This window comes from Pseudomonas rhizozeae (assembly GCF_031583775.1).
In the GTDB taxonomy this organism is placed as follows: Bacteria; Pseudomonadota; Gammaproteobacteria; order Pseudomonadales; family Pseudomonadaceae; genus Aquipseudomonas.
In genome coordinates this window covers 77,091-104,056 of the sequence record NZ_JAVLSB010000036.1, presented here as the reverse complement: position 1 = coordinate 104,056, position 26,966 = coordinate 77,091, and the positions used below count along the sequence as shown (strand labels likewise).

Annotated in this window: 25 protein-coding genes and 1 pseudogene; 14 read left to right on the top strand and 12 right to left on the bottom strand. The window is 60.6% G+C overall.

What is annotated here, in order from left to right:
• The 6 genes from bioB to RG836_RS11590 form a co-directional block, all read left to right on the top strand.
• Window positions 1–709, top strand: a 709-nt coding sequence (bioB, locus tag RG836_RS11615; RefSeq protein WP_310845549.1) for a biotin synthase BioB, incomplete at its 5' end; no start/stop codon positions are given.
• A 148-nt stretch (window positions 710–857) separates the two neighbouring features.
• Window positions 858–2,033 (top strand): 8-amino-7-oxononanoate synthase, encoded by a 1,176-nt coding sequence (gene bioF, locus RG836_RS11610; RefSeq protein ID WP_310845548.1) that lies wholly within the window; start codon window positions 858–860, stop codon window positions 2,031–2,033.
• Entirely contained in the window at window positions 2,026–2,757 is a 732-nt protein-coding gene (locus tag RG836_RS11605) for an alpha/beta fold hydrolase (RefSeq protein WP_310845546.1), read from the top strand. The genes bioF and RG836_RS11605 overlap by 8 nt, the downstream gene beginning before the upstream one ends.
• Window positions 2,750–3,562, top strand: coding sequence for a malonyl-ACP O-methyltransferase BioC (gene bioC / locus RG836_RS11600; RefSeq protein WP_310845545.1), 813 nt, complete (start codon window positions 2,750–2,752; stop codon window positions 3,560–3,562). Before RG836_RS11605 ends, bioC begins: the two co-directional genes overlap by 8 nt.
• Window positions 3,559–4,239 (top strand): dethiobiotin synthase, encoded by a 681-nt coding sequence (gene bioD / locus RG836_RS11595; protein WP_310845544.1) that lies wholly within the window; start codon window positions 3,559–3,561, stop codon window positions 4,237–4,239. Before bioC ends, bioD begins: the two co-directional genes overlap by 4 nt.
• Window positions 4,240–4,349: 110 nt before the next feature.
• Complete coding sequence (locus RG836_RS11590) at window positions 4,350–4,646, top strand: pyrroloquinoline quinone biosynthesis protein PqqE (RefSeq protein WP_310845543.1); 297 nt, start codon at window positions 4,350–4,352, stop codon at window positions 4,644–4,646.
• A 56-nt stretch (window positions 4,647–4,702) separates the two neighbouring features.
• Here RG836_RS11590 and RG836_RS11585 read toward each other — a convergent pair whose 3' ends face one another.
• Window positions 4,703–5,974 carry an NHL repeat-containing protein gene (locus RG836_RS11585; protein WP_310845542.1) on the bottom strand — a complete coding sequence of 424 codons (1,272 nt, stop codon included), beginning with the start codon at window positions 5,972–5,974 and terminating at the stop codon, window positions 4,703–4,705.
• Window positions 5,975–6,320: 346 nt separating this feature from the next.
• On the opposite strand from RG836_RS11585, the gene RG836_RS11580 reads away from it, so the two are divergent.
• From RG836_RS11580 to RG836_RS11555, 6 genes and pseudogenes are all read left to right on the top strand, one after another.
• The gene (locus RG836_RS11580) at window positions 6,321–8,126 is read left to right on the top strand and encodes a phenylacyl-CoA dehydrogenase (RefSeq protein ID WP_310845540.1); all 1,806 of its coding nucleotides are present in this window, start codon (window positions 6,321–6,323) and stop codon (window positions 8,124–8,126) included.
• Between the two features lie 227 nt (window positions 8,127–8,353).
• The gene (locus tag RG836_RS11575; RefSeq protein ID WP_310845539.1) at window positions 8,354–9,646 is read left to right on the top strand and encodes a GGDEF domain-containing protein; all 1,293 of its coding nucleotides are present in this window, start codon (window positions 8,354–8,356) and stop codon (window positions 9,644–9,646) included.
• A 90-nt stretch (window positions 9,647–9,736) separates the two neighbouring features.
• On the top strand, window positions 9,737–11,533 hold the full coding sequence (locus tag RG836_RS11570; RefSeq protein WP_310845538.1) for an acyl-CoA dehydrogenase C-terminal domain-containing protein: 1,797 nt from the start codon (window positions 9,737–9,739) through the stop codon (window positions 11,531–11,533).
• 186 nt (window positions 11,534–11,719) lie between these two features.
• A complete protein-coding gene (locus tag RG836_RS11565) occupies window positions 11,720–13,498 on the top strand; it encodes an acyl-CoA dehydrogenase C-terminal domain-containing protein (protein ID WP_310845536.1) in 1,779 nt (592 codons plus the stop codon).
• A 229-nt stretch (window positions 13,499–13,727) separates the two neighbouring features.
• A pseudogene (locus RG836_RS11560) lies at window positions 13,728–13,805 on the top strand (helix-turn-helix domain-containing protein); the annotation flags it as partial.
• An 83-nt stretch (window positions 13,806–13,888) separates the two neighbouring features.
• Window positions 13,889–14,047, top strand: a complete 159-nt coding sequence (locus RG836_RS11555) for a YqaE/Pmp3 family membrane protein (RefSeq protein WP_011063854.1) — start codon at window positions 13,889–13,891, stop codon at window positions 14,045–14,047.
• Window positions 14,048–14,073: 26 nt separating this feature from the next.
• Here RG836_RS11555 and RG836_RS11550 read toward each other — a convergent pair whose 3' ends face one another.
• From RG836_RS11550 to RG836_RS11500, 11 genes are all read right to left on the bottom strand, one after another.
• The gene (locus RG836_RS11550) at window positions 14,074–15,906 is read right to left on the bottom strand and encodes a S9 family peptidase (protein ID WP_310845535.1); all 1,833 of its coding nucleotides are present in this window, start codon (window positions 15,904–15,906) and stop codon (window positions 14,074–14,076) included.
• A complete protein-coding gene (pqqE, locus tag RG836_RS11545; protein WP_310845534.1) occupies window positions 15,872–17,041 on the bottom strand; it encodes a pyrroloquinoline quinone biosynthesis protein PqqE in 1,170 nt (389 codons plus the stop codon). The genes RG836_RS11550 and pqqE overlap by 35 nt, the downstream gene beginning before the upstream one ends.
• Window positions 17,013–17,288, bottom strand: coding sequence for a pyrroloquinoline quinone biosynthesis peptide chaperone PqqD (pqqD, locus tag RG836_RS11540; RefSeq protein ID WP_310845533.1), 276 nt, complete (start codon window positions 17,286–17,288; stop codon window positions 17,013–17,015). The genes pqqE and pqqD overlap by 29 nt, the downstream gene beginning before the upstream one ends.
• Window positions 17,285–18,037 carry a pyrroloquinoline-quinone synthase PqqC gene (gene pqqC / locus RG836_RS11535; protein ID WP_310845532.1) on the bottom strand — a complete coding sequence of 251 codons (753 nt, stop codon included), beginning with the start codon at window positions 18,035–18,037 and terminating at the stop codon, window positions 17,285–17,287. The genes pqqD and pqqC overlap by 4 nt, the downstream gene beginning before the upstream one ends.
• Window positions 18,038–18,171: 134 nt before the next feature.
• On the bottom strand, window positions 18,172–19,083 hold the full coding sequence (gene pqqB / locus RG836_RS11530) for a pyrroloquinoline quinone biosynthesis protein PqqB (protein WP_310845531.1): 912 nt from the start codon (window positions 19,081–19,083) through the stop codon (window positions 18,172–18,174).
• A gap of 72 nt (window positions 19,084–19,155) precedes the next feature.
• Window positions 19,156–19,230: a pyrroloquinoline quinone precursor peptide PqqA gene (gene pqqA, locus RG836_RS11525; RefSeq protein WP_009045898.1), complete on the bottom strand. Its 75-nt coding sequence runs from the start codon at window positions 19,228–19,230 to the stop codon at window positions 19,156–19,158.
• 157 nt (window positions 19,231–19,387) lie between these two features.
• Window positions 19,388–21,811 (bottom strand): pyrroloquinoline quinone biosynthesis protein PqqF, encoded by a 2,424-nt coding sequence (gene pqqF, locus RG836_RS11520; RefSeq protein WP_310845529.1) that lies wholly within the window; start codon window positions 21,809–21,811, stop codon window positions 19,388–19,390.
• 47 nt (window positions 21,812–21,858) lie between these two features.
• Window positions 21,859–22,653: a carbon-nitrogen hydrolase family protein gene (locus RG836_RS11515; protein ID WP_310845528.1), complete on the bottom strand. Its 795-nt coding sequence runs from the start codon at window positions 22,651–22,653 to the stop codon at window positions 21,859–21,861.
• Window positions 22,654–22,666: 13 nt separating this feature from the next.
• Window positions 22,667–24,349 (bottom strand): flavin monoamine oxidase family protein, encoded by a 1,683-nt coding sequence (locus RG836_RS11510; protein ID WP_310845527.1) that lies wholly within the window; start codon window positions 24,347–24,349, stop codon window positions 22,667–22,669.
• 335 nt (window positions 24,350–24,684) lie between these two features.
• A complete protein-coding gene (locus tag RG836_RS11505; RefSeq protein WP_310845526.1) occupies window positions 24,685–25,146 on the bottom strand; it encodes an Lrp/AsnC family transcriptional regulator in 462 nt (153 codons plus the stop codon).
• Between the two features lie 258 nt (window positions 25,147–25,404).
• Window positions 25,405–25,707, bottom strand: coding sequence for a DUF3077 domain-containing protein (locus RG836_RS11500; RefSeq protein ID WP_310845524.1), 303 nt, complete (start codon window positions 25,705–25,707; stop codon window positions 25,405–25,407).
• Window positions 25,708–26,249: 542 nt separating this feature from the next.
• Here RG836_RS11500 and RG836_RS11495 point away from each other — a divergent pair.
• The gene (locus RG836_RS11495; protein WP_310845522.1) at window positions 26,250–26,540 is read left to right on the top strand and encodes a type II toxin-antitoxin system RelB/DinJ family antitoxin; all 291 of its coding nucleotides are present in this window, start codon (window positions 26,250–26,252) and stop codon (window positions 26,538–26,540) included.
• Window positions 26,506–26,820, top strand: coding sequence for a type II toxin-antitoxin system YafQ family toxin (locus tag RG836_RS11490; RefSeq protein WP_310845521.1), 315 nt, complete (start codon window positions 26,506–26,508; stop codon window positions 26,818–26,820). The genes RG836_RS11495 and RG836_RS11490 overlap by 35 nt, the downstream gene beginning before the upstream one ends.
• Window positions 26,821–26,966 lie beyond the last annotated feature (146 nt).

Sequence of the window (26,966 nt, the reverse complement as noted above, 5' to 3'; positions counted from 1 at the left end):
GCCCTACGTGCTGCAGATGGTTCAGGGCGTGAAAGCCATGGGCCTGGAAACCTGCATGACCCTCGGCCGACTCGACCAGGAACAGACTGAAGCGTTGGCCCAGGCTGGTCTCGACTACTACAACCACAACCTCGACACCTCGCCGGAGTTCTACGGCAGCATCATCACCACCCGCACCTACAGCGAGCGCCTGCAAACCCTGGCCTATGTGCGTGAGTCGGGGATGAAAATCTGCTCCGGCGGCATTCTTGGCATGGGCGAATCGCTGGATGATCGCGCCAATCTGCTGATCCAGTTGGCCAATCTGCCGGAGCATCCGGAATCGGTGCCGATCAACATGCTGGTGAAAGTTGCCGGCACGCCGCTGGAAAACGCCGAAGACATTGATCCGTTCGACTTCATCCGCATGCTGGCGGTGGCGCGCATTCTGATGCCGCAATCCCACGTGCGCCTGTCGGCCGGCCGCGAAGCCATGAACGAGCAGATGCAGGCCTTGGCGTTCTTCGCCGGTGCCAACTCGATCTTCTACGGCGACAAACTGCTGACCACCGCCAATCCGCAGGCCGACAAGGACATGCAGTTGTTCTCGCGCCTGGGCATCCTGCCGGAAGCCCGCGAAGAGCACGCCGATGAAGTACACCAGGCTGCCATCGAGCAGGCCTTGGTGGAACAGAAGAGTAGCGAACAGTTTTATAACGCGGCGCTTTGACCTTCCTTGATGCAATGCAAAACCCTGTGGGAGCGAGCCTGCTCGCGAACGCGGTCTGACAGCCGACATTTATGTTGAACGCGACCGGCTCTTCGCAAGCAGGCTCACTCCCACGGCGTTCACGTGACATTTGATAATCGAGGCCTGCATGTCTTTCGATCTCGCCGCACGCCTTGCTGCCCGCCGTGCCGAAAACCTTTACCGCCAACGACCGCTGCTGGACAGCCCACAGGGCCCGGAAGTGGTGGTCGACGGCCAGCGCTTGCTGGCCTTCTGTAACAACGATTACCTGGGCCTGGCCAATCATCCGCAAGTGATCGAAGCCTGGCGTGCCGGTGCCTCCCGCTGGGGAGTTGGCGGCGGCGCGTCGCATCTGGTGATCGGCCACAGCGGCCCGCATCACGCCTTGGAGGAAGCCTTGGCGGACCTGACTGGTCGGCCGCGAGCGCTGCTGTTCAGCACTGGATACATGGCCAATCTCGGCGCGGTCACTGCGTTGGTCGGGCAGGGCGATACGGTGCTGGAAGACCGGCTCAACCACGCGTCCTTACTCGACGCCGGTTTGTTGTCCGGCGCGCGTTTCAATCGTTACCTGCACAACGACGCCACCAGCCTGGCCTCGCGCCTGGAAAAAGCCACCGGCAATACCCTGGTGGTCACCGATGGGGTGTTCAGCATGGATGGCGACCTTGCTGACCTGCCAGCGCTCGCGCGGCAAGCCAAGGCCAAAGGCGCATGGTTGATGGTGGACGACGCTCACGGCTTCGGGCCGCTGGGCGCCACGGGCGGCGGCATCGTCGAGCATTTCGGCCTGTGCCCGGGCGATGTACCGGTGCTGGTGGGAACACTGGGCAAGGCGTTCGGCACGGCGGGCGCGTTTGTCGCCGGAAGCGAAGAGCTGATCGAAACCTTGATCCAGTTCGCCCGTCCGTACATCTACACCACCAGTCAGCCGCCGGCGCTGGCTTGCGCGACCCTGAAAAGCCTGGAGTTACTGCGCAACGAGCATTGGCGGCGCGAGCACCTTAACCTGCTGATCCGTCAATTCCGCCGGGGCGCCGAACAGATCGGCCTGCAACTCATGGACAGTTTTACGCCGATCCAGCCGATCCTGATTGGCGATGCCGGGCGCGCGATGCGCCTGTCGCAGATGCTGCGCGAACGCGGCTTGATGGTCACCGCGATCCGCCCGCCGACCGTGCCCGCCGGCAGCGCGCGCTTGCGCGTAACCCTCACGGCTGCGCACAGCGAAACGCAGGTGCAGCTATTGTTAGAAGGACTGGCCGATTGTTTTGCCCGACTGGGAGCGGAGCCCGATGCGTAACCGTCTAATCCTGCTGCCCGGCTGGGGGCTGGGCGTTTCGCCGCTGCAACCGCTGGCCGCAGCGTTGCATGGTCTGGATGAATACCTGCAAATCGACATTGAGCCGTTGCCGGCGCTTGAGTCTAGCGACCTCGGTGAATGGCTCGATGAACTCGATTCAATTTTGCCTCAGGACGCCTGGCTCGGCGGCTGGTCACTGGGCGGGATGCTCGCTTCTGAATTGGCAGCGCGGCGAGGCGACCGTTGTTGCGGCTTGCTGACTCTGGCCAGTAATCCATGCTTCGTCGCCCGCGAACAGTGGCCCAGTGCGATGGCCGACGACACGTTCGCCGCGTTTCTCGCCGGTTGCCAGGCCGATCCACGGGCGACGTTGAAGCGCTTTTCCCTGCTGTGTGCCCAAGGTTGCGAGGACCCACGCGGATTATCGCGGCGGCTGCGGGCCGGCGCGCCGCAGACCACGGAGCCGGTGTTAGTGGATGGGCTGCAACTGCTGGCACAGCTCGATACGCGTCCGGCGTTGCAGGCGTATCGCGGGCCGCAATTGCACCTGTTCGCCGGCCTCGACGGACTGGTCCCGGCCGAAGCCGCCGGTGATCTGCTGGCCCTGCTACCCGATATTGAAATTGGCCTGATCGAACAGGCCGGCCATGGTTTTCTGCTGGACGATCCCCACGGTGTGGCGGGGGCGATCCAGGCGTTTCTGCATGAGAGTGGTGATGACTGACCTATCCCTTCCAGCCCCGCCCGGCGGCTTGCCCGACAAACGTCAGGTGGCGGCGTCGTTCTCCCGCGCGGCGACCAGCTACGACAGCGTCGCGGCGTTGCAGCGCGATGTCGGCGCCGAGTTGTTGCGGCGTTTATCGAGCGACCTGCAGGCCAACCGTTGGCTGGACATGGGCAGCGGCACGGGCTATTTCACTCGAGCACTCGCTGAGCGGTTTCCCCAGGCTGAAGGGCTGGCGTTGGACATCGCCGAGGGCATGCTGCAGCACGCGCGGCCATTGGGTGGCGCCACGCACTTTATCGCCGGCGACGCCGAGCAGTTGCCGTTGCGCGATGACAGTTGTGACCTGGTGTTTTCCAGCCTGGCGGTGCAGTGGTGCGCCGACTTCACGGCGGTGTTGAGCGAGGCGTGCCGGGTGCTGAAACCGGGCGGTATTTTTGCGTTTGCTAGCCTGTGTGTAGGCACGCTGTATGAACTGCGTGACAGTTGGCGCCAGGTCGATGGCCTGGTGCACGTCAATCGCTTCCGTGAGTTCAGTGGCTATCAAGCGTTGTGCGCGGCGAGCGGATTGAATGTGCAGTCGTTGCAGAGCAGCGCTCACGTGTTGCACTACCCTGATGTACGCAGCCTGACGCATGAGTTGAAAGCCTTGGGTGCGCACAACCTGAATCCCGGGCGTCCCGGTGGTTTGACCGGGCGGGCACGGATTCTCGGGCTGGTCGAGGCCTATGAGCAGTTTCGTCAGCCGCAAGGATTGCCGGCGACTTATCAGGTGGTTTACGCCGTGTTGGAGAAACCGTTATGAGCGCAGCCTACTTCATCACCGGCACGGACACCGACGTCGGTAAAACCACGGTGGCGGCGGGGCTGCTGCACGCGGCGCGCGTGGCCGGGTTAAGCACGGCAGCGGGCAAACCGGTGGCGTCCGGCTGCGAGGTGACTCCCAAAGGCTTGCGCAATTCCGACGCCCTGGCGCTGTTGGCCGAGTGCTCGCTGCCGTTGACCTACAACCAGGTCAATCCGGTGGCCTTCGAGCCGGCGATCGCGCCGCACCTGGCGGCGCGTGAGGCCGGCGTGGCGCTGACCGTGCAATCGTTACTGGCGCCGATGCGGCAAATCCTTGAGCAACGGGCGGATTTCACCCTGATCGAAGGCGCGGGTGGTTGGCGGGTGCCGCTGGCCGATCAAGACAATCTGTCGGACTTGGCCAAAGCGTTGAAATTGCCGGTGATTCTGGTGGTCGGTGTGCGCCTGGGCTGCATCAACCATGCGTTGCTCACCGCCGAGGCCATTGCCCGGGACGGCCTCCAATTGGCGGGTTGGGTGGCGAATATCATCGACGCCAAGACCTCGCGGCTTGAGGAGAATCTGGCGACCCTGGCCGAGCGCTTGCCCGCGCCGTGCCTGGGGCGCGTGCCGAAACTGAAGCTGGTCAGTGCCGAATCGGTGGCGGAATTTCTGCAACTGGATCTGCTGGACTGAGGGGTTTTGCCTATGACAAGGCACTGTGCCATTAGTGTTTTTGTCGGGTATTTTGGCCGCACCTCTGGTTCAATGGCGGCTGTTGCTCCCTTATCAGGACGAGTGTGCCCATGGAAATCTCAGGAAACACCGCTTTTTATGCCGGTCTGAGCACCATTCAGACGGGGCAAAACCGCGTCGACCAAGCCGCCAGCCAGATCGCCAGCAGCACCATCGAACGTTCGGTCACCAGCCAATCCTCCGAAGTGCAAGTGAATCGCCTGCGCGCCGTCGACCGCAGCCAGCAATCGGACCTCGCCAGCAATGTGGTGGAACTGTCCCAAGGCAAATTCCAGGTGGAACTGGGCGCGAAAGTCGCCAAAGCGTCCGATGAAGTGCTGGGGACGTTGATTGATACCTTTGCCTGAAGCTTCGTATCGAATAAAAATGCGCTCATTTGAGCGCATTTTTTCTGGTTTTTTCACTAGCCCGTAAACGCTGTGATTTGCGGAAACCTTGATGACCAGGCGAAGCCGCTGCTGCCAGCGAGAAGAATGCGTCCGTTAGTCTGGATGGCGATGTCAGCAAACTCGCCCCTGACTGATTCGCTGTTGAATGTCGGGTCGAGACTGCCGTTTTCGAGAAAGCGCCACTTATGGCCGTAGATTTGATTTGAGGGCAGATCGCGATTGACTCCCCTCCCTGCGACGACGATTTTGCCGTCTGCTTGTACCGCGACCGTTGCCAATTCAACGTGCATCGAGTCGCGGTCCATGCAAACCAGATTGCCGCCATTGAAACTCGAGTCTGGTTGACCGTCTGCGGTCAGGCGCATGAGCAAGCCCTGGTCTTTCTCGGAGACGCGCCTATGGGCCGTGAAAACAATTCGGTCATCAGCCATTACGAGAAGCCGGGATGGGTTATTGACCAAGTGCGTTGGAGGTTGCGTTTTTTCGGCTGCCGATTGGATGCGGATGTCAATGAAGCCGCAGTCCCCGAAGGAGCCGTCGAGTTCTCCAGAAGGCAGGTAGCGGGCAAGTGTGGCAATACCGAATTCGTGTCTTCCCGCAACGACAATGTTGCCATTGCTCTGAACCTGCACGGAACCTACACGCGATGGTTTTCCCTGCAGCCGGATTTCAACGAAACCTCCCTGGCCAAATTGATTATCCAGCTCGCCCGTTTCAGTGAGGCGATACAGCCTGCTGTGGTGTATGGCCAGGCTACCGGTATCGTAATTGGCCACGATCAGAAGTTTGCCATCTTGCTGCAAGCAACCGTCGCTGGTGGGAGTTGAGACACCGAATTCAGGACGGGCATCGTCCGGTTGCGGCAGGATTCTGCGACCGAACACCAAGTCAGGGCTGCCGTTTGGAAGTAAGCGCATAACGGCTGGTCGATAGCGATAGAAACTTGGCTCATACTCGACCAAGGACTCACCAACGATAACGATCCTTTCGTCTTGTTCGTTACCGGCGAGCTTTTGTAATAACAAGCGATTGGGGCGGGAGGTGTCACCCTCTTCGAAATTCCACCTTTGTGCGTTGAACCCCGCATCCTTTGTTCCATCGATCAGCGCGCGGTCGAGCGACATCTGTCCATTAAGCTCAGTCGCGTGAGTGATCGCGTCATTTTTCGACAACGCTATCGTCAGAATCCTGCCCAGGTCACCCGTCGGACGAAGATAACCATCGGTGCCAAAGCTTGTGTCGATGTCGCCATTCTGGCGCAGTTGAGCATTCATTGAAGTGTGCATGAAATTTTCCTCGAGTCCTTGTGTTCGATTCGATGCTTCAGGCAAGTGAATTGAAGCTGCCGTCCGATACATTGGAGGCGTAATGGCTGAGGAAGGAAACTGTTATAAATGACAGTTTTTTATAACTTTCCACTCTTATCGTCGCCGAAATTTCGCTGATTTCATTATTTGAACGGAGCTTTCGCGCCATTTCGTCGTTGAGCAAGATGGCGAGCCGTGACGAATGGTATTAGCGCGATGCTTGACAAGATTTAGGCGTAAACGTATGTTTCAAACAACTGTTTGACCGCCACAGCAAATCCATGCGGTCGTTCATTCCCGGTTACATCAGCAGAGGTTTATCGCTATGCCTGACTACAAGGCCCCCTTGCGTGATATTCGCTTCGTTCGTGACGAACTGCTCGGCTACGAAGCGCATTATCAGAGCCTTCCGGCTTGCGCGGATGCTACTCCAGACATGGTCAGCGCCATTCTCGAGGAAGGCGCCAAGTTTTGTGAGCAGGTGCTGGCACCGCTGAACCGCGTGGGCGACACCGAAGGCTGCACCTGGAGCGAGTCCGGCGTTAAAACCCCGACCGGTTTCAAAGAAGCCTACAAACAATTCGTTGAAGGCGGCTGGCCGAGCCTGGCGCACGACGTCGAGCACGGCGGCCAAGGCCTGCCGGAGTCCCTGGGCCTGGCGGTCAGCGAAATGGTCGGCGAAGCCAACTGGTCGTGGGGCATGTACCCGGGCCTGTCGCATGGCGCGATGAACACCATTTCCGAGCATGGTACGCCAGAGCAGCAAGAGGCTTACCTGACCAAACTGGTCTCCGGAGAATGGACTGGCACCATGTGCCTGACCGAACCCCACTGCGGCACCGACCTGGGCATGCTGCGCACCAAGGCCGAACCTCAGGCCGACGGTTCCTACAAAGTCTCCGGCACCAAGATCTTCATCTCGGCCGGCGAACACGACATGGCCGACAACATCGTCCACATCGTGCTGGCGCGCCTGCCGGACGCACCGGCCGGTACCAAAGGTATTTCGCTGTTCATCGTGCCGAAGTTCCTGCCGAACGCTGATGGCTCGATCGGCGCGCGCAACGCTGTGACCTGTGGTTCCCTGGAACACAAAATGGGCATCCACGGCAACGCCACTTGCGTGATGAACTTTGACGCGGCCACTGGTTACTTGATCGGCCCGGCGAACAAAGGCCTGAACTGCATGTTCACCTTTATGAACACCGCTCGCCTGGGCACCGCGCTGCAAGGCCTGGCCCACGCCGAGATCGGTTTCCAGGGTGGCCTGAAATACGCTCGCGATCGCCTGCAAATGCGCTCGCTGACCGGCCCGAAAGCGCCGGACAAAGCCGCTGACCCGATCATTGTGCACCCAGACGTGCGCCGCATGCTGTTGACCATGAAGGCCTTCGCCGAAGGCAACCGCGCGATGGTGTACTTCACCGCCAAACAGGTCGACATCGTCAAATACGGCGTGGACGAAGAAGAGAAGAAAAAAGCCGACGCGCTGCTGGCGTTCATGACGCCAATCGCCAAGGCCTTCATGACTGAAGTCGGTTTCGAATCGGCCAACCACGGCGTGCAGATCTACGGCGGCCACGGCTTCATCGCCGAGTGGGGCATGGAGCAGAACGTTCGCGACAGCCGCATTTCGATGCTGTACGAAGGCACCACCGGCATTCAGGCGCTCGACCTGCTGGGTCGTAAAGTGCTGATGACTCAAGGCGAAGCCCTCAAAGGCTTCACCAAGATCGTCCACAAGTTCTGCCAGAGCAACGAGGGCAACGAAGCCGTCAAAGAATTCGTCGAGCCGTTGGCCGCGCTGAACAAAGAGTGGGGCGAACTGACCATGAAGGTTGGCATGGCCGCCATGAAAGACCGCGAAGAAGTCGGCGCGGCGTCGGTGGATTACCTGATGTATTCCGGGTACGCCTGCCTGGCCTACTTCTGGGCTGACATGGCGCGCCTGGCGGCTGAAAAACTGGCTGCCGGCACCACCGAAGAGGCGTTCTACACCGCCAAGTTGCAGACCGCGCGCTTCTACTTCCAGCGCATCCTGCCACGTACCCGTACGCACGTCGCGACCATGCTGTCGGGCGCCAATAACCTGATGGACATGAAAGAAGAGGACTTCGCACTGGGCTACTAAGTCCCGCGCGCTATCCCGGAACCGCTGCTCTGCAAGGAGCAGCGGTTTTTTTGTGCCTGTCGACCACGCCTGTGGCGGCCGCCGAGTAAATATTCTCGTAAGCCTGCTAAGAAAACCCCGATACCGGCCGTTAAAGAAGATGGCGATGTGACATGCATCACACCGCTTGTGCTTAACTGTTCGCATTGAAGGCACAGTGCCATCTTTCGCCGGTCGGAGCTTTACCCTTGTCCCGTTCCTCCGCAGTACGTTTCAGTCATTTCCTACCGTCACTGGTGCTTTTACTGGCGGGGCTGGCGGCCGCCTATGTCAAAGATCTCAACGTCTTCTTCACTTCCCTGTTCAACGTACTGCCAACTCTGGTGTTGCTGCTCGGCGGTTCCTATTGCGCGGTGTATCGGCGTCAACGTGAGCTGTTTCTGATGGTCACGGTGTACATCGCTTACTTCCTGCTCGACACCCAGACCGATTACTACCGCGACAACGGCAAAGTTCGTGACGACGCGGCAGTGGTGTTTCATTTGTGTTGCCTACTGTTGCCGCTGTTGTTCGGCGTATTCGCCGCCTGGCAAGAGCGCACGCATTTGTTTCAGGACATGGTCGCGCGCTTCGCCGTATTGCTGGCGGTCGGCAGCGTCGCGCTGGGGCTGGAGCAAAGTTACCCACAAGCCTTGCTGATGTGGCTCTCGGAAATCCGCTGGCCGGCCTTGCACGGCGCTTGGATGAGCCTGATTCAACTGTCGTATCCGGTGTTTATCGCGGTGTTCGCCCTGCTAGCCTGGCAATACTGGCGCAACCCGCGGCCGCTGCATGCGGCGCAGTTGGTCGGGCTGCTCGGGTTGTTCTGGATGTTGCCGAAAACCTTCATCCTGCCGTTCACCCTCAACATCATGTGCAGCCAGGTAATGTTGATGATCGCCGCCGCAGTTGCCCATGAGGCGTATCAGATGGCGTTTCGCGACGAGCTGACCGGTCTGCCCGGCCGCCGCGCGCTCAACGAGCGCATGCAACGCTTGGGTCGCAACTATGTGCTGGCGATGAGTGACGTCGATCACTTCAAGAAATTCAACGACACCCATGGCCATGACGTCGGTGACCAAGTGCTGCGTCTGGTGGCCAGTAAACTGTCGAAGATCGGCGGTGGCGGTCGGGCGTATCGCTACGGTGGTGAGGAATTCGCCTTGGTGTTTGCAGGAAAAACCCTCGAAGAGTGCCTGCCGCATCTGGAAGTCATCCGCGAATCCATCGCCAGCTACAACATCCAGTTGCGCAACCAGGACAGCCGCCCGCAGGATGATTCACAGGGCCGTCAGCGCCGCGCCGGGTCGGGCGCCTCCAGTGTGTCGGTCACCGTCAGCATTGGTGTGGCCGAGCGGCTGGAGCAGCGCACGCCCGAGAAGGTCCTGAAATCCGCCGACGAAGCGTTGTACAGCGCCAAGGGTGCCGGGCGTAACTGTGTGATGGCGTTTGGGCAGACCAACCGCCGGGGCGCGGTGCGCATGGACGCCGCCGCCGGTTGAGTGATGACGGCGCATTCAGCGTCCGCACATTCATTGTCGGGCGGAGTGCGCGGCAGTAGGTTGGTTTGATCTGCCGCCGGAGAAACCACCATGCCCGAGTACAAAGCTCCCCTGCGCGACATGCGCTTCCTGATCGACCATGTGTTCGACTTTCATCACAGTTACGCCGCCCTCGGTGCATCCGACGCCAGCCCGGACATGGTCAACGCAATCCTCGAAGAAGGCGCCCGGTTCTGTGAGAACGTTCTCGCGCCGCTGAATCGCAGCGGTGACGAAGAGGGCTGCCATTTCGACAACGGCGTGGTGACAACGCCTACAGGTTTCAAGGACGCCTTCGCACAATACGTTGAAGGCGGCTGGAACGGGCTGGCGGCGGATCCCACTTACGGCGGTCAAGGGCTGCCGAGTTCACTGGGGCTGGTCATCAGCGAAATGGTTGGCTCCAGCAATACCTCCTGGGGCATGTATCCCGGCCTGACCCATGGCGCCATGTCGGCGATCCACGCGCACGGCACCGAACAGCAAAAGCAAACCTACTTGAACAAACTCACCGCCGGCCAATGGACCGGCACCATGTGCCTGACCGAAGCGCATTGCGGCACCGACCTGGGCATCATCAAGACTCGCGCCGTGCCTCAGGCCGACGGCAGCTACGCGATCACTGGCAGCAAGATTTTCATTTCCGCCGGTGAACACGACATGAGCGACAACATCGTGCACCTGGTGTTGGCGAAACTGCCGGATGCGCCTTCGGGCACCAAGGGCATTTCGCTGTTCATCGTGCCCAAATTCCTACCGGACGCTTCTGGCGAAGCGGGCGAGCGCAATGCCCTGGCCTGCGGTTCCATCGAGCACAAAATGGGGATCAAGGCTTCGGCCACCTGCGTGCTCAATTTCGACGGAGCCACGGGTTTCCTGATCGGCGAGCCGAACAAAGGCCTGAATTGCATGTTCACCATGATGAACCACGCGCGCCTGGGCACCGGCATGCAGGGCCTGTGTCTGGGCGAGGCGAGTTTCCAGGGCGCAATCAAGTACGCCAACGATCGTCTGCAAATGCGCTCGCTCACCGGGCCCAAGGCGCCCGACAAAGCGGCCGATCCGATCATTGTCCATCCAGACGTGCGGCGCATGCTGCTGACCATGAAGGCGTTCAACGAAGGCAACCGCGCGCTGACCTATTTCACTGCGCAGCTGCTCGATACTGCGCACCTGAGCAGCGATGCCACGGCGCGCCAGGACGCCGAAGACCTGCTGGCGTTCCTCACGCCGATCTGCAAAGCCTTCATGACCGATACCGGCCTGGAAGTGACCAACCACGGCATGCAGGTGTTCGGCGGGCATGGCTACATTCGCGAATGGGGCATGGAGCAGTTGGCGCGGGACTGCCGCATTGCGCCGATCTACGAAGGCACCAATGGCATCCAGGCCCTGGACTTGCTCGGGCGCAAAGTGCTCGGCAGCCAGGGTAAGTTGCTGCGCGGGTTCACCAAAATCGTCCACAAGTTCTGCGAGGCAAACGCCGGGCATCCGCAACTGGCCGCCTATGTGACGCAACTCAATGACTTGAACCGCCAGTGGGGCGAAGTGACGACCAAGGTCGGCATGGCGGCGATGAAAAATCCCGACGAAGTGGGCGCCGCCTCGGTTGATTACCTGATGTACAGCGGCTACATCATCCTCGCGTACCTGTGGCTGCGCATGGCGCTGGTGGCGCAGGCGCAACTTGATTCAGGAAGTGGCGAAGCGGATTACCTGCGGGGCAAACTGGCGACCTGCGAGTTCTATTTCAAGCGCCTGCTGCCACGGACCGCGGCTCACCGGTCAGCCATCGAGGCGGGCAGCGATTGCCTGATGAAATTACCGGCGGAGTTGTTTGCGCTCTAACCGCGACCGTTCATCCATAAAAGCCCGCCCGCCAGCGGGCTTCTAGCATCTGATACAAGCATGTGACTGATTGCATTCATATCGTCACAACCTGACTCTATGTGTCTTAAAAGTTGTTGGGTTACACTCGGACCTACAAAAACACTCTTCCTACGAATCACCTGTATCGATCTTGCGAGGTTTGCCATGGCTGACTACAAAGCGCCGCTGCGCGATATGCGCTTCGTCCTCAATGAAGTGTTCGAGGTGGCCAAACTCTGGGCCGAGTTACCCGCACTGGCCGACACCGTCGACGCTGAAACCGTCGAAGCCATTCTCGAAGAAGCCGGCAAAGTCACCAGCAAGAGTGTTGCGCCCCTGAGCCGCGCGGCCGACGAAGAAGGTTGCCACTGGGCGGACGGCGCCGTCACCACGCCGGCCGGTTTCCCACAGGCTTATCAGACTTACGCCGAAGGCGGATGGGTCGGCGTCGGCGGCGATCCGACCTACGGCGGCATGGGCATGCCCAAGGCTGTTTCGGCGCAAGTCGAAGAAATGGTCAACTCCGCCAGCCTGTCCTTCGGCCTGTACCCGATGTTGACCGCCGGCGCGTGCCTGTCGATCAACGCGCACGCCAGCGAAGAGTTGAAAGCCGCCTACTTGCCCAATATGTACGCGGGCGTCTGGGCCGGTTCGATGTGCCTCACCGAGCCACACGCCGGTACCGACCTGGGCATCATCCGCACCAAGGCGGAGCCGCAGGCCGACGGTTCCTATAAGGTCAGCGGCACCAAGATTTTCATCACCGGCGGTGAACACGACCTGACCGAAAACATCATTCACCTGGTGCTGGCCAAACTGCCAGACGCACCGGCGGGGCCGAAGGGCATTTCGCTGTTCCTGGTGCCGAAGTTCATGGTCAATGCCGACGGCAGCCTGGGCGCACGCAACCCGGCCAATTGCGGTTCGATCGAACACAAGATGGGCATCCAGGCGTCCGCGACCTGCGTGATGAACTTCGACGACGCGGTAGGTTACTTGGTGGGTGAGCCGAACAAGGGCCTGGCGGCGATGTTCACCATGATGAACTACGAGCGCCTGGGCGTCGGTATCCAAGGCCTGGCCACCGGCGAACGCTCTTATCAGAACGCCGTCGAATACGCGCGTGATCGCTTGCAAAGCCGTTCGCCGACCGGTGCGCAAAACAAAGACAAAGTCGCTGACCCGATCATCGTCCACCCGGACGTGCGTCGCATGCTGCTGACCATGAAAGCTTGCAACGAAGGCGGCCGTGCGTTCTCTACCTACGTGGCGATGCAACTCGACACCGCCAAGTTCAGCGAAGACGCCACCACGCGCAAACGCGCGGAAGACTTGGTGGCCTTGCTGACCCCGGTAGCCAAGGCGTTCCTGACCGATCTGGGCCTGGAAACCACGGTGCATGGCCAGCAGATTTTCGGCGGCCATGGCTACATCCGCGAGTGGGGCCAGGAGCAGCTGGTGCGCGACGTGCGCATCACCCAGATCTACGAAGGCACCAATGGCATCCAGGCGCTCGACCTGGTCGGGCGCAAGATTGTCGGCAGCGGCGGGGTGTTCTACCGCTTGTTCGCCGATGAAATTCGCCACTTCACCGCCACGGCCAGCGCTGACCTTGCCGAGTTCACCAAGCCGCTGAACGACGCACTGACCACCCTGGACGAGCTGACTGAATGGCTGCTCGACCGGGCGAAAAACAACCCGAATGAAATTGGCGCGGCCTCCGTCGAATACCTGCAAGCCTTCGGTTATGTGGCCTACGCCTACATGTGGGCGTTGATGGCCAAAGCCGCCGTCGGCAAAGAGGCGCAGGAAGATTTCTACGCCAGCAAAGTCGGCACCGCGCGGTTTTACTTCGCCCGCCTGTTGCCGCGCATTCACTCGCTGAGCGCTTCGGTTCGGGCTGGCAGTGAATCGCTGTTCCTGCTGGACGCGGCGCAGTTCTAAAAAACTGACGTGATGTAAGCAAATGCTTACATCACGTGCTGCTGTTTTCCCCTATCGCCGTATTGGATCCAGGGCTAATCTTCAACTCAAGGACGTCGCGCAGGAAGCGCAAAAGCAAAACATGGACACGTAGGATTCTGCCAGGACGGTGGAGTGAAACGGATGTCAGGGAAACAGTCTGCAAAGCCCCGCTTCGGCGGGGTTTTCTTTTGCCCGAAGAAAAGTTTTGGGCGATAAGCATGCCAGCGGTATGGCGTTGAAGTTGCTGACAATCGTCCAGAAATACGTGCTTGAAATACTGGCCTGAAAATTGTGCTGAACCCTGAAGGCCACTACGGGTCGATTAGCTGTAAGGCTCAAACGAGCCCAATGCCCATCAGGAGTTGCCCAATGGATTTAATTCGTATCATTTTCGCCATTCTGTTGCCGCCGCTCGGGGTATTTCTGCAGGTCGGTTTCGGCGGTGCGTTCTGGCTGAACATCTTGCTGACTCTATGTGGCTACATTCCCGGGATCGTTCATGCGGTGTACATCATCGCCAAGCGCTGAGTGCTGAAAACGTGGACTGACGCGCGTCAGTCCACTGGCTCCATGACCTTTCGATAAAACAACCATTCCTGTTCCAGCGCATGCGCCTGATTGCTTGCCTTGCGGAAGCCATGGCGCTCGTCCGGGTAGTAATGCGCTTCTACTGTGATGCCTTGGGTCTGCAACGCTGCCACCATGTCGCGGGTTTGTTGCGGCACCACCACGGCGTCGAGTTCACCTTGAAAGAAAATCATCGGTACGCTGATTTGTTTGGCGTGCAGCAACGGCGTGCGCGCGGCGTAGCGTTCGGCGTCCTGATCAGGATCGCCGATCAGCCAGTCAAGGTAATCGCCTTCGAATTTGTGCGTGTCACGGGCCAAGGCAATCGGGTCGCTGACTCCGTAGAGGCTGCCACCGGCGCGGAAGGCGTCCTCGAACGCCAAGGCACACAACGTGGTGTAGCCACCGGCACTGCCCCCGCGGATGAAGGCGTTGTCGCCGTCTATCAGACCCTGGTCAGCCAAATAGCCGACCACCGCGCAGGCGTCTTCGACATCGACCTTGCCCCAGCTCAGATGAAGCGCCTGGCGATACGCGCGGCCATAACCGGTGCTGCCGCGATAATTGAGGTCGGCGACAGCAAAACCGCGCTGAGCCCAATACTGGATGCGCGGGTCGAGCACCGGGTAACACGCGGACGTGGGCCCGCCATGGATAAACACGACCAGCGGCGGTTGGCTCGCGCCGTTGGTGGCGGGATAGAAAAAGCCGTGGGCTTCGCCATCGCCGCTGGGGTAGCGCAGGGTTTGCGGGTGGCTGATGGCGTCAGCGGGCAGCGGCGCTGCACCACCGGCCAGCACGCTGACCTGGTGTGTGGCGCGGTCGATAGCGATCACTGCGGACGGGCTCACGGGCGAGGCGGCGATCGCATAGATGCGTGAAGCGTCCAGCGCCAGATTTCGGAAACGGCTGTAGTCGCCGGTGAAGTTTTCCGACGCGCCGTCGGCGCCGTGCAGCGCCAACTGGCCGAAACCGCCGTCGGTCCAACTCGACAGGTAAGCGTCATCGCCCAATGGCAGCCAAGTACAGCCGCCGAGTTGCCAAGGCGCCGGGGCATGATCCGCCGCCGCGCTCGGCAAAGGTCGTGCACTGTTCTCAGCGAACAGCCAGGGTTGCCAGAAACCCGCGCGATCGGTCAGGCAATACAGGTTCCCGGCGACATCGAAGCGCGGTTGTTGCAGCGATTCTTCCGACCTATCGCCGGCCACGCATTGTGCTCGCGGCAGGCTGCCGTCCGGGTTGCGCGCGGCGAGCATCAGGCGCGTGACGGTCCAGGGTTGATGCGGACGACTCCACTCGACCCAGGCCAGTTGCGAGCCGTCCGGGCTCAGGGTGGGCGCCGAATAAAAATCCGCCCCTTCAGCGAGTAACTGGCGTTGGCCGTCCAGCAGTCCGATGGACACCAAGCGATGCCGATCGCCGTTCTCTTCCACCGCGAATATCTGCCCAGCAGCGAATTGCAGATCGCCATACCGGCAGTCGCCCTGGGTCAGCGCCACCGGGGCGGCGCCCTCCAACGCCTGGCGGTACACCTGCTGGTCCGCCTCATTGACGAACACCACGCCGTCGTCACTCAAACAGAACGAACCGCCGCCGTATTCGTAGACGCGGCTGCGCGCGCTGAAGCCGTCCGGAGTCAGGCAATGTGCCTGGCCGTCCTGCCAGCGCCAGAGGCGGCAAGCGCCATCGGCGGGCCGGTATTCGTTCCAGAACAGGCCGCGCGGGCCCAGTTGCAGCTCGCTGAAATCGACACCCGCGGCGACGGCCTGGGCGGCGCTCAAGGGTTCAGCCCTTGGCGATGAGGCGTGAGTTTCGTTCATTGCGGAAGGCCAATTCTTCGATGGTTTGGGTGGCGTGCTCGGCGTCTTCGCGAGCCTGCAAAATCATGCCGTGGTGTTCGGACTTGCTGCACACCGGGTCGGCGTTGCTGGCATCGCCGGTCAGCATGAACGCCTGGCAGCGGCAACCGCCGAAGTCCTTTTCCTTCTCGTCGCAGGAGCGGCACGGCTCAGGCATCCAGTCATAGCCGCGAAACCGATTGAAGCCGAACGAGTCGTACCAGATGTGCTGCATGCTGTGGTCGCGCACGTTGGGAAACTGTACCGGCATCTGTCGGGCGCCGTGACACGGCAGCGCGGTTCCGTCCGGTGTGACGGTCAGGAAGATACTGCCCCAGCCATTCATGCAGGCTTTCGGGCGTTCTTCGTAATAATCCGGTGTGACGAAAATCAACTTGCACGGATGCCCTTCGGCTTCCAGTTTGGCGCGGTATTCATTGGTGATGCGCTCGGCGCGCACCAGTTGTTCCTGGGTCGGCAACAGGCCGACCCGATTGAGCTGCGCCCAACCGTAGAACTGGCAGGTCGCGAGTTCGACGAAATCCGCTTCGAGAGCGATGCACAGCTCGATGATGCGGTCGATCTTGTCGATGTTGTGCCGATGGGTGACGAAATTCAGCACCATCGGATAGCCATGGGCCTTGACCGCGCGAGCCATTTCCAGCTTCTGCGCGAAGGCCTTTTTCGACCCGGCCAAGAGGTTGTTCACCTGCTCATCACTGGCCTGGAAACTGATCTGGATATGGTCCAGCCCGGCCTTCTTGAAGTCGCTGATTTTCTGCTCGGTGAGGCCGATGCCGGAGGTGATCAGGTTGGTGTAAAAACCCAATTTGCGCGCCTCGCCGATCAGCTCGGCCAGGTCCTGGCGCACCAGTGGTTCGCCGCCGGAAAAGCCCAATTGCGCCGCGCCCATTTCCCGAGCTTCGCGAAATACCTTGATCCACTGCTCGGTGGTCAATTCCTTGCCTTGCTCGGCAAAGTCCAACGGGTTGGAGCAATACGGACATTGCAGCGGGCAGCGATAGGTCAACTCGGCCAGCAACCAAAGCGGCAGGCCGATCTCCGGTTTGGCCGGTATCAACGGCCGTTCAGCCAAGTTCGATCCAGTGCTCTGCACGGGCAACCTCCATGAATTGCTCGATGTCGTCAGCCAGTTCCGGCACGCCGGGGAACTGGGCATCGAGTTCGGCAATGATCGCCGCGACATCCCGTTCGCCGTCAATCAAGCCACCGATCAGCGCGGCGCTCTCATTGAGCTTGATCATGCCTTCGGGGTACAGCAGCACATGGCCGTTTTGCGCCGGTTCGTACTGGAAGCGATAACCCGGACGCCAGGTCGGCGTCTTGCTGCGATCAAAACTCATAAGGCGATTCCTTTATGCCAGACCCGCTGATCGGTGACGCTGTGGTACGGCGGGCGATTCAATTCGTAAGCCATGCTCATGGCGTCGAGCATGCTCCAAAGGATGTCCAGTTTGAACTGAAGAATTTCCAGCATGCGCTGCTGGCCTTCGGCGCTGGTGTAATGCTGCAGGGTGATCGTCAAGCCATGTTCGACATCACGTCGCGCCTGGCCCAGGCGGGTGCGGAAATACTCGTAGCCGGCCGGGTCGATCCACGGGTAGTGCTGGGGCCAGCTGTCGAGGCGCGATTGGTGAATCTGCGGGGCGAACAGCTCGGTCAGCGAGCTGCTGGCGGCTTCCTGCCAATTGGCGCAGCGGGCGAAATTGACGTAGGCGTCGACCGCAAAGCGCACGCCCGGCAGCACCAGTTCTTGCGAGCGCAATTGATCGGGATCGAGCCCGACCGCTTGCCCCAGGCGCAGCCAGGCTTCGATGCCGCCGTCTTCGCCGGGCGCGCCGTCGTGGTCGAGCAGGCGTTGAATCCACTCGCGACGGATTTCGCGGTCCGGGCAGTTGGCTAGAATCGCGGCGTCCTTGAGCGGGATATTCACCTGGTAGTAAAAACGGTTGGCGACCCAGCCCTGTATCTGCTCGCGGGTCGCCCGGCCTTCATACATCGCCACGTGGTACGGGTGGTGGATGTGGTAATAGGCGCCCTTGGCGCGCAAGGCGGCTTCGAATTCGGTTGGGGACATTGGTTGGTCGGTCATTGCATTCTCCGGGGAACAACCGTTGGGAAACTGGGTGTCTGTGCGGACGTCATCGCTGGCAAGCCAGCTCCCACAGGGTTTTGCGTTGTTCACAAAACGTGTGGGAGCTGGCTCGCCAGCGATGGGGCCATCAGTTACAACACAATACTCATCCCGTCATACGCCACTTCCACATTACGCCGCACCAGTTCCGCTCGCTCGGCCGAGTCTTCGTCGAGGATCGGATTGGTGTTGTTAATGTGGATCAGCACTTTACGCGGCTGCGGCAGTTGTTCCAGCACTTCGAGCATGCCGCCAGGCCCATTTTGTGCCAGGTGGCCCATCTCGCGGCCGGTGCGGGTGCCGACGCCACGGCGCTGCATTTCATCGTCTTCCCACAGCGTGCCGTCCACCAGCAGGCAATCGCTGCTGGCCATGATCTGCAGCAGCGGCTCGTCGACCTCGCCCAACCCCGGCGCGTAAAACAGTTTGCCGCCGGTGTGCAGGTCTTCGACGATCAGGCCAATGTTGTCGCCCGGGTGCGGGTCGAAGCGATGCGGCGAATAGGGCGGCGCGGCGCTGCGCAACGGCAGCGGGGTGAAGCGCAGGTTCGGGCAGGCCGGGACGGTGAAGCTTTGGTCGAGCTGGATGCGGTTCCAGTCCAGGCCGCCGTTCCAGTGGGTGAGCATGGTGAACAGCGGGAACCCGGTGCTGAGGTCTTCGTGGACCATGTCGGTGCACCACACCTGATGCGGGCAACCTTCGCGCAGGCTGAGCAGGCCGGTGGTGTGGTCGATCTGGCTGTCCATCAGGATGATCGCGCTGATGCCGGTGTCCCGCAGTGCGCGGCCTGGTTGCATCGGAGCGAAGCCCTGCAGTTGCGCGCGGATGTCCGGCGAGGCATTGCACAGCACCCAGTTCACGCCATCGTCGGAAATCGCGATGGACGATTGAGTGCGAGCCGTGGCCCGCAGGCTGCCGTCGCGAAAACCGGCGCAGTTCACGCAGTTGCAGTTCCACTGCGGGAAACCCCCGCCGGCGGCGGAACCTAGAATCTGGACGAACATGACCGCTCCATCATTTCAAAACCGAAAATAAAAACGCCCCGGCAAACCGAGGCGCTGAACCGCGTTGCAGCATTAACGGCTGGCGAAGTACATGGTGACTTCAAAGCCGATACGCAGGTCGGTGTAAGCGGGTTTGGACCAGGACATGGGAACACTCCTTCAGGTGGGTGGGACGGTTGAGATCTATACATATAGTCCACTCCGCAGGGGAGATGGTTCAGATGCTTAGCTGGCTATGTTACTAAATTAGTCAGCGCGGTCGAGCGCTCATCTTGAAGAAAGCTCATTGCAATACCGGTAACGATCATTCTTGCGCCCGCCAAGGCGCGCCGGGGCAGGCGCCACTGGCCAGGCAGCGCCAGCCACCTGTGCCTTCGAGCAATTGCCGGGCGGCGCGCTGAACGGCATAAGCGTCCAGCGCCTCAATCGCGGCGGGCAGCCTCACCAGCTCATCCGACGAATGGCCCGCCCATTTGCCCTGCCACAATCGTTCGGCGGCTTCAGGCAGCGGTTGTTCACTCAATTGCATGTGCTCCGCCAGCGCGTGGCGCTGCTGATCGAACGTCCGCGCGTCAATGGTTAGCAGCACGGCTGGCAACTGCAGCAGAAAATCTTCGACATGCGCCATCAGCGCCGTGGTATCCGCGCTTGGCGATTGCACGCCGAACAGCAGCCCGGTCTGCCCGTGATACTGACGCACGCCGCTGAATACCGCGTAACCCAATTGCAATTCCACCCGCAGGCGCTGGTAAAACGGTGTCTGGCAGAGCGAGGCGAGCAGGCGCCAAGCGGCTTCGTCGACCAGGTCCAGGCTCGGCGCCGGGCAAAACAGCAACAGCGCCTGGTCGCTGGAATCACTCGGCAGGTGGTGCCAGAGCCGCTGGCCATTGATCGTCGGTACCGGTGGGAATTCGCCGCCCGGGATGCCAGGCGCACGGCTCAGAGCGCGGGTGAGGGCGGTGTGCGTGCCGGGGCTCAAGCCGATGGCCAAGCCGTCCCAGTGCGCGCTGTCCCAGGCAAATGCTGCATCCGTGAGCGATCCCTCGGGGCCCATGCAGGCTGCCGGCAGCGCGTTCAGCAATTGACGAATCGGGATCAAGGCCGGCGTCGCGGGCGGCTCAACTGCGCTTGCGATCGAGGTGCCCAAGCGTTGCAGTACCTGCTCAAGTATCACGGGCAGCGGCTGTTGCAGACCTACTAGCTTCAACAGCCATTGCGATCCGTACTCGCTGAAGCGGATCTCCACACCGGCCTGCCGCGCGTCATCGCGGATATCGCTCAGCGTGTGGTCGAGACGGCCATGCAACCGCGCCTCGGGTCGTGTCAGTTGCCAGCGCAGATACACCGCGCCTTGTTCGCCGGACTCCGGCAGCGCCCGGCTGAACTGCATTGGCGAGCGTTCGCGGCGGCCGCGGGTGCGGTCCTGGGCAAAGGTGCGCAAGCCGCGGTGGGCGCTGGTCTGGCCGCGGATCAAACCGGCGCTGGGTTCAGCGTTGGCGGGTTGCAAGAAGGGGTTAGGCGCCGGCAATTGCCAGGCCGCGCTGAACTGATCGGCGGCACCGAGTTGCCCGAGTATCTGCTGCAGTGCGAGCACGGCTTGCTCGGTCAGGGGCTCGCAGGCGTAGTCAGCATCGCCACGAACCAGTTGCAGCGCGCCGCTGACCTGTTGCCGGCGCTGCCGCAGCGCCGCGTACTCCTCGCGCAGCCCTGACCAGGGCGCCTGGGTGCTGAAGAAACTCAACCAGTCAGCCACGTGTTGGGCGATCGCCTCGTCCTGCTCGTCACTCTTGCGTTGGATGGCGATATGCAGCAGCGCCTGGCCAGCGAATTGGTAGAGCACCGATGCTTTCAAAGTGTCCGCGAGATTCAGCTCACGTAATCGATCACTCAGGCCGCCGGGTTTGCCGTTGTTGAGCCAGTGGCAGAGAAAACCCAAGGCCTGCGCCGAATGGTCTGACAAATCTTCAAGTGCGTGCAGGAGATCGAGCCGTTGCGGATGAACCTGTCGATAGCGGCTGCCGTGCGCCATCAAACGAACCGTCGCGGCCTGAGGCTGCGGTTGCCCAACACGCAGCACGTCGGCGAACGATTTCGCCAAGGCGTGCAGTTCTTCCAGCGCTTGCGGCCCGACGAGGTACAGGGTCATGTGCCCGGCTTGATAAAAGCGCTGGTGGAAATCCGCCAAAGCTTGCTGAAACGCTGCATTTGCAACTGGCAAGGTCTCGCGATTGCCAGCATGAAAACCGCGCAACGGATGGGCGCTCGACAACCCGTCGAACAGTGCCTGCGCCTGCTGAGCCGCAGCGTCTTGGGACCAGGCAATGAATTCCGCGTGCAGCACTTCAATTTCTCGCTGCTGATCGTGCTGATTCATACGTGGGTGGGCGAGCATGTCTGACAGACGCTCAAGCCCGGCGTTGAAAGACGCTGGCGGCAGTTCGAAGAAAAAATCAGTGTGGCGTTCGCGAGTCGAGGCGTTGACCTGCCCGCCCTGGGCCTGAACGTATGCCATCAGGGCCTGATCCGCCGGGAAGCGTTCGGTGCCGAGGAACAGCAAATGTTCCAGAAAGTGCGCCAGGCCCGGCCAGGCCAGCGGCACGTCATGGCTACCGGCGGCGACGCGCAAGAATGCGGCGCAACGCTTTAAACTGGGGGCGTGACGAAGTGAAATCCGCAGGCCGTTGGCCAGGGTTTCGGTGTGCGGGTGAGGATGGTTCAGCGCGGGCATGAGCACTTCCGGTGCAGAGAAGCGCTCATGCTAGCGAAAACCCGGGATCAGCGCTTGTGCAGCGTGTCGTACAACTCCGGGCGGCGGTCGAGCAAATAGCGATTGGCGGCCCGTGAGTCGAGCATCAGTTGTCGATCCAGTTCGCCGACGATCAACGCCTCATCCAGCCCGGCCTGGGCCAGACGATTGCCGTCCGGCCCGGCAAGGCTGCTCTGCCCGCAATACTGAATCTCGCCTTCGTGCCCGCAATAGTTGGCGTAGGCCACGTAACACTGATTCTCGAAGGCCCGGGCGCGCACGGTGACGTCTGCGACGAATTCGAACGGCACCATGTTTGCCGTCGGCACCAGGATCAACTCGGCACCGGCCAACGCCAGGCGTCGGGCGTTCTCCGGGAATTCCAGGTCGTAGCAGATCAGGAGCCCAAGCTTCCAGCCGTTGAGCTCGACCACCGGCAACTCAGCCTGGCCAGCGCTGAACATCGAGTGGTCGAGGTCGCCGTACAAATGGCTTTTACGGTAATTGCACAGCCGTTCGCCGTGGGCGTCGATCAACTGCACCGCGTTGTAGATCTGCCCATCCTCGGCACGTTCGGGATACCCGTAGGCGATGGCGATTCCGATGGTCTTGGCGATGCGCGCGATCTGTTGCGCCGACTCACCGTTGTAGACCTCGGCTAGCACGCTGACCGCGTCCACGCCGATGTTGTAGCCCGTGAGGAACATTTCCGGCACCACCATCAGGTCCGCGCCCTTGGCTTCCAGCGCCAGTTGGTGCAGGCGCTGCAAATTGCCGGCGACGTCCAGCGGCAATGGTGGGCATTGGTACAGGGCGACGCGCATGGCAGGCTCCTTTTTACTCGGGCAGGGCGATCGGGCCGATCTCGTTGAACACATCTCCTGGACCCGGGTTCTCGGCGTGAGTTTCACCGCCGAAGTGTTTCATGATCCCCCACACCGCGTTGAGCGAGGTCTGCACCGCGCCTTCAACCCAGGCCGGGGTCCAGGAAACGTCGTCGCCGGCGATGAAAATCCCCCGTTGTTCCGCCGGCATATCGTCCTGCATAAAGTGCGCATACATCCGCTGGTTGTAGCGGTAATGGCCGGGCAGTGCGCCTTTGAAAGCGCCGAGGAAGTACGGGTCGGATTCCCAGGACACGGTGATCGGGTCGCCGATGATCCGCGCGGCGATGTCGACTTTCGGGTAGATCTTTTTCAGCGAATCGAGCGCCAGTTTCACGCGTTTTTCCACCGGGTGCGGGAGCATTTTCAGCGCGTCGCTCATCCACGAGTACGACAGGCAAATCACCCCCGGTTTGTCGTCGCCGTTGTCGAACAGGTAGGTGCCACGGGTCAGGCGATCGGTGAGGGTCATGCTCATCACGTCGCGCCCGGTTTCCGGGTCTTTGTCCTTCCAGAACGGGCGGTCGACCATGACGAAGGTTTTCGACGACTGCATGTAGCGCGTGCGGTCGAGGGCCATCCACATCTTTTGCGAGAACAGGGTTTCGTCGCATTCGATCGAGGTGGTCAGCAGCCAGCTCTGGCAAGTCGTCAGCACGGCGGCGTATTCGCGGGTGTCGCCGTAGTTGTCGGTGACGGCGAAACGCCCGTCCGGCGCATGGGCAATCTTCTTCACCCCGGAGCGCGGCGCGCCGCTGTGCAGCGAACTCAGGCTGGTGCCTTCGGGCCAATGCACGCAGCGCTCCGGCACATGACGCCAGATGCCCAACGGCACTTGCTCGACACCACCGACTACCAGGTGCTGGTGATCGTCGCAATTGGTCATCACCACGCGGAAGATTTCCAGCATCGAGTTGGGGAAGTCCGAGTCCCAGCCGCCGGTGCCGAAACCGACCTGACCGAACACTTCGCGGTGATGGAACGACAATTTGGCGAAGGCTTTGGAGGTGGCGACAAAATCGTAGAAGGTGCGATCATCCCACAGCGGCACCAGGGTGTTCCACAGTTGCTTGAGGCGCGGCACGTCGCGGTCGCGGATGGCCTGCTGGATGTCGGCGAACTGCGAGCCGGCTTCGAGCGCATCGGCCCAAGCGTCGGCCACTTCCTGAAACAGCGCCGGCAGGTCGGCAATCGACTGGGCGTAGTGGGTTTTGCCTTCGAGGTCGATGACCGTGCTGCCGGAGGCGGGGGTCAGCGGGTTAGGAAAGGGTTTGGTCTCCAGCCCGAGCTTGTCGACGTAGTGATAAAACGCCGTGGACGACACCGGGAAACGCATCCCGCCCAGCTCGGCGACAATGCCTTGCGCGCCGTTGAAGGCCTGCGAGCGCAAACGGCCGCCCATTTTCGAGGCCTCGTAGACCACCGGTTTGAGCCCCAGCTTCATCAATTCATACGCCGCCACCAGGCCAGCGATCCCCGCGCCGACAATCGCCACTTCAGCGCCATGATGGTGCGCCGGGATACTGCCCAGCCCGGCCGGGTGTTCGATCCAGTCGTCGAAGGCGAAAGGAAAGTCCGGGCCAAAAATGGTGATCGGTTTTTGACCGTCTGCAGGATGGCGATTGTGCTGGTTCATGACTGACCTTACTGGCGACCCGACGCCGGGTGAGCGTCTGAGTATAGGAAAAGATGGCAGCCATTCTAGAGAGAGCGGAACACGTTAATAAGACGCAATGTGTCGTCGTTATGGTTGTATGGCGAGCAATATGACCAATCGATTGCTCAAAGTGACGATGCGGGGCGGCTTAGCTTTGTGAATGACGGGGTACCGGGTTGCGGCCATCGCGGGCAAGCCCGCTCCCACAGGGGGCCGTGTTGCCGACACGATACGGGACTGAACCACAAATCTTGTGGGAGCGACCCTGCTCGCGAAGAGGCCGGATCTTGCACCACAACTGTCAAGTCAGCCCGCTAAACCGGCTGCCCTCGATCAATCTTGCTGCTGAGGATAATCGACGTCGTGGTCTTCTCCACGCCATCCACGCTGCCAATCTGATCCAGCAACTGATCCAGTTGCTCCGGCGAATCCGTGCGCAACCATGCCACATAGTCAAACTCACCGCTCACTGCACACAACTGCTGAACCTGCGCCATCGCGCTCAACCGTCGCAGCACATCCTTGCCCGAGCGCGGTTGCACGGTGATGCCGACATAGGCCTGCAACCCGCCATCCACCACTCGCTGGCCCAGGCGCACGCCGTAACCGGTGATGACTTTAGCCTTCTCCAGACGCGCCAGCCGCGACGTGACGGTGGTGCGGGCGATGCCCAATTGCCGGGCGAGCATGGCTACGCTTTCGCGGGCATTGATCTGCAGGGCCGCGATCAACTGGCGGTCGATTTCATCGAGGGCGGGCGGGCGAATGTCAGGCAACGGTGCTCTCCGGCAACAGGCGTCAAGTGTCGGGCATGTTACAGCGTCGTTCGGAGCGCTGCTCAGCGGCCTGCGTGGTGCATAAAAAAGGCCTGCACATGCAGGCCTCGTTGGTTAGCGCTGAGGTCAGGCTTGCACGGCGGCTGCTTTGTCGATATCCGCCGCGTTGGCGAGTTTTTCCCATGCCCAGCAAGTGTTGATCAGGTTGTGTGCTTGCGCGTCGGGATCACGCGTTTGGCCATTGATCAGGGCCAGCCGTTAATCCTCGCCTGCCATTGTCTGCATCGCTGGCCAGCGCGCCAGTACCTTCACCACGTCGTCCACCACGGCTTTGCTCATCTCCGTGAAGTAATGCGCGGCCCAGGCATGGCGGTCGGTGTCCTTGGTGAAAGCGGCATGCTCGGCGAACGCTTTGGCGAGGAACAGCAGGTCAGACGCCTGCGCGAGCGCCTGGCTGATAGGCACGCCGGCATTGACCCTGAACAGTGGCTGGTTCGAGCAGTAGATAAATGGGGTGAAACCGATGGTTTTTGCTTCGGTTTGTTCGGTTGCGTTATGCATCACGTAGCTCCTTGATTTAATGAGCCGCCACTTTCGTTTCCAAGCGAATGGGTGGCGGCTGTACGCAGGTTGGAAAACCGGAGAATCAAGGAAACCGGCAGACCCGAAAGTCTCCCACGCACAGCCGCCATAACTTTGAATTGCAGGCGAATAAATGCCTCTGCAATCGCAATGAATGCTGTCGCACCTTGATTTCAACGGGTTTCCAAGCCCGGTCGCTGATGGGCAGCGACGACCGGAGAGTATCCCGTCAAAGAGAAGGCCAACAAGGCGGCAAAGTGCCCAAAATGCAGGCACTACGCAATTCTCGGAGTTTGCCTACAAGCGTGGCGGACGTCATCCGATAACTCGTTTTGTGGGGGATCTATAACCTAATGGCTGGTACACCACGGTGGACAAGGGGACGTGAGTTCCTTTCGCAGGACTCCGCCGCAAAAAAATCTGATTCGTGACCCTCCATGCGAGTTGTTGCGAAGCAAACCTCTACCCGTCAATAATGAGGTGTGTAGACACAATGTAGCTACGTATTCGAGGGTGATTCTATGGCAACAGTATTGAAAACCACTGACGTGCGTTGTCGCATTGATGAGGAATTGAAGGCTCGTGCAACCGAGATCTTAAATGCCTGCGGGCTGAGCCTGAGTGATGCGATGCGTCTGTTCCTCCGTCAAGTCGTGACTACGCAAGGGCTACCTTTTGAGGTGCGAGTCCCTTCGAAAAAAACCGCTCGGGCCATGAAGCAAGCGCGTCAGATTCGTCGCCAGTTTGACTCGATCGACGAAATGTTAAGGGACGGCGATGGCGGAACCGGAGAAGAATCAAAAACGCGCTGATCTACCAAAACAGTGCGCGCAAACACCGGATTTCAAGAAGTCTTGGGAGCGATACAAACGGGCGGGGCGTCGCGATATGAACGAGGTACGCTCGGTCATGGTAATGCTGTTTCTCGGTGAGCCACTTCCCGCGCGGTATCGCGATCACGCGCTGACGGGTAATTGGAATGGCTTCAGGGAGTGTCACATTGGTGGTGACTTTTTGATGATCTACGAGCATTCGCGAGTTGATCTGGTGACTTTTGTCGATTTGGGCAGCCATGCTGAACTGTTTGATTAACCCAGAAACGAAAAAGCCGCGCATCAGCGCGGCTTTTTTATTTGGTGGGCCCACACGGACTTGAACCGTGGACCAAAGGATTATGAGTCCCCTTTGTAAGTGTGTGCCGTTGTGTGCCGATGACAAAAAAAATGGCTTAACGCGTT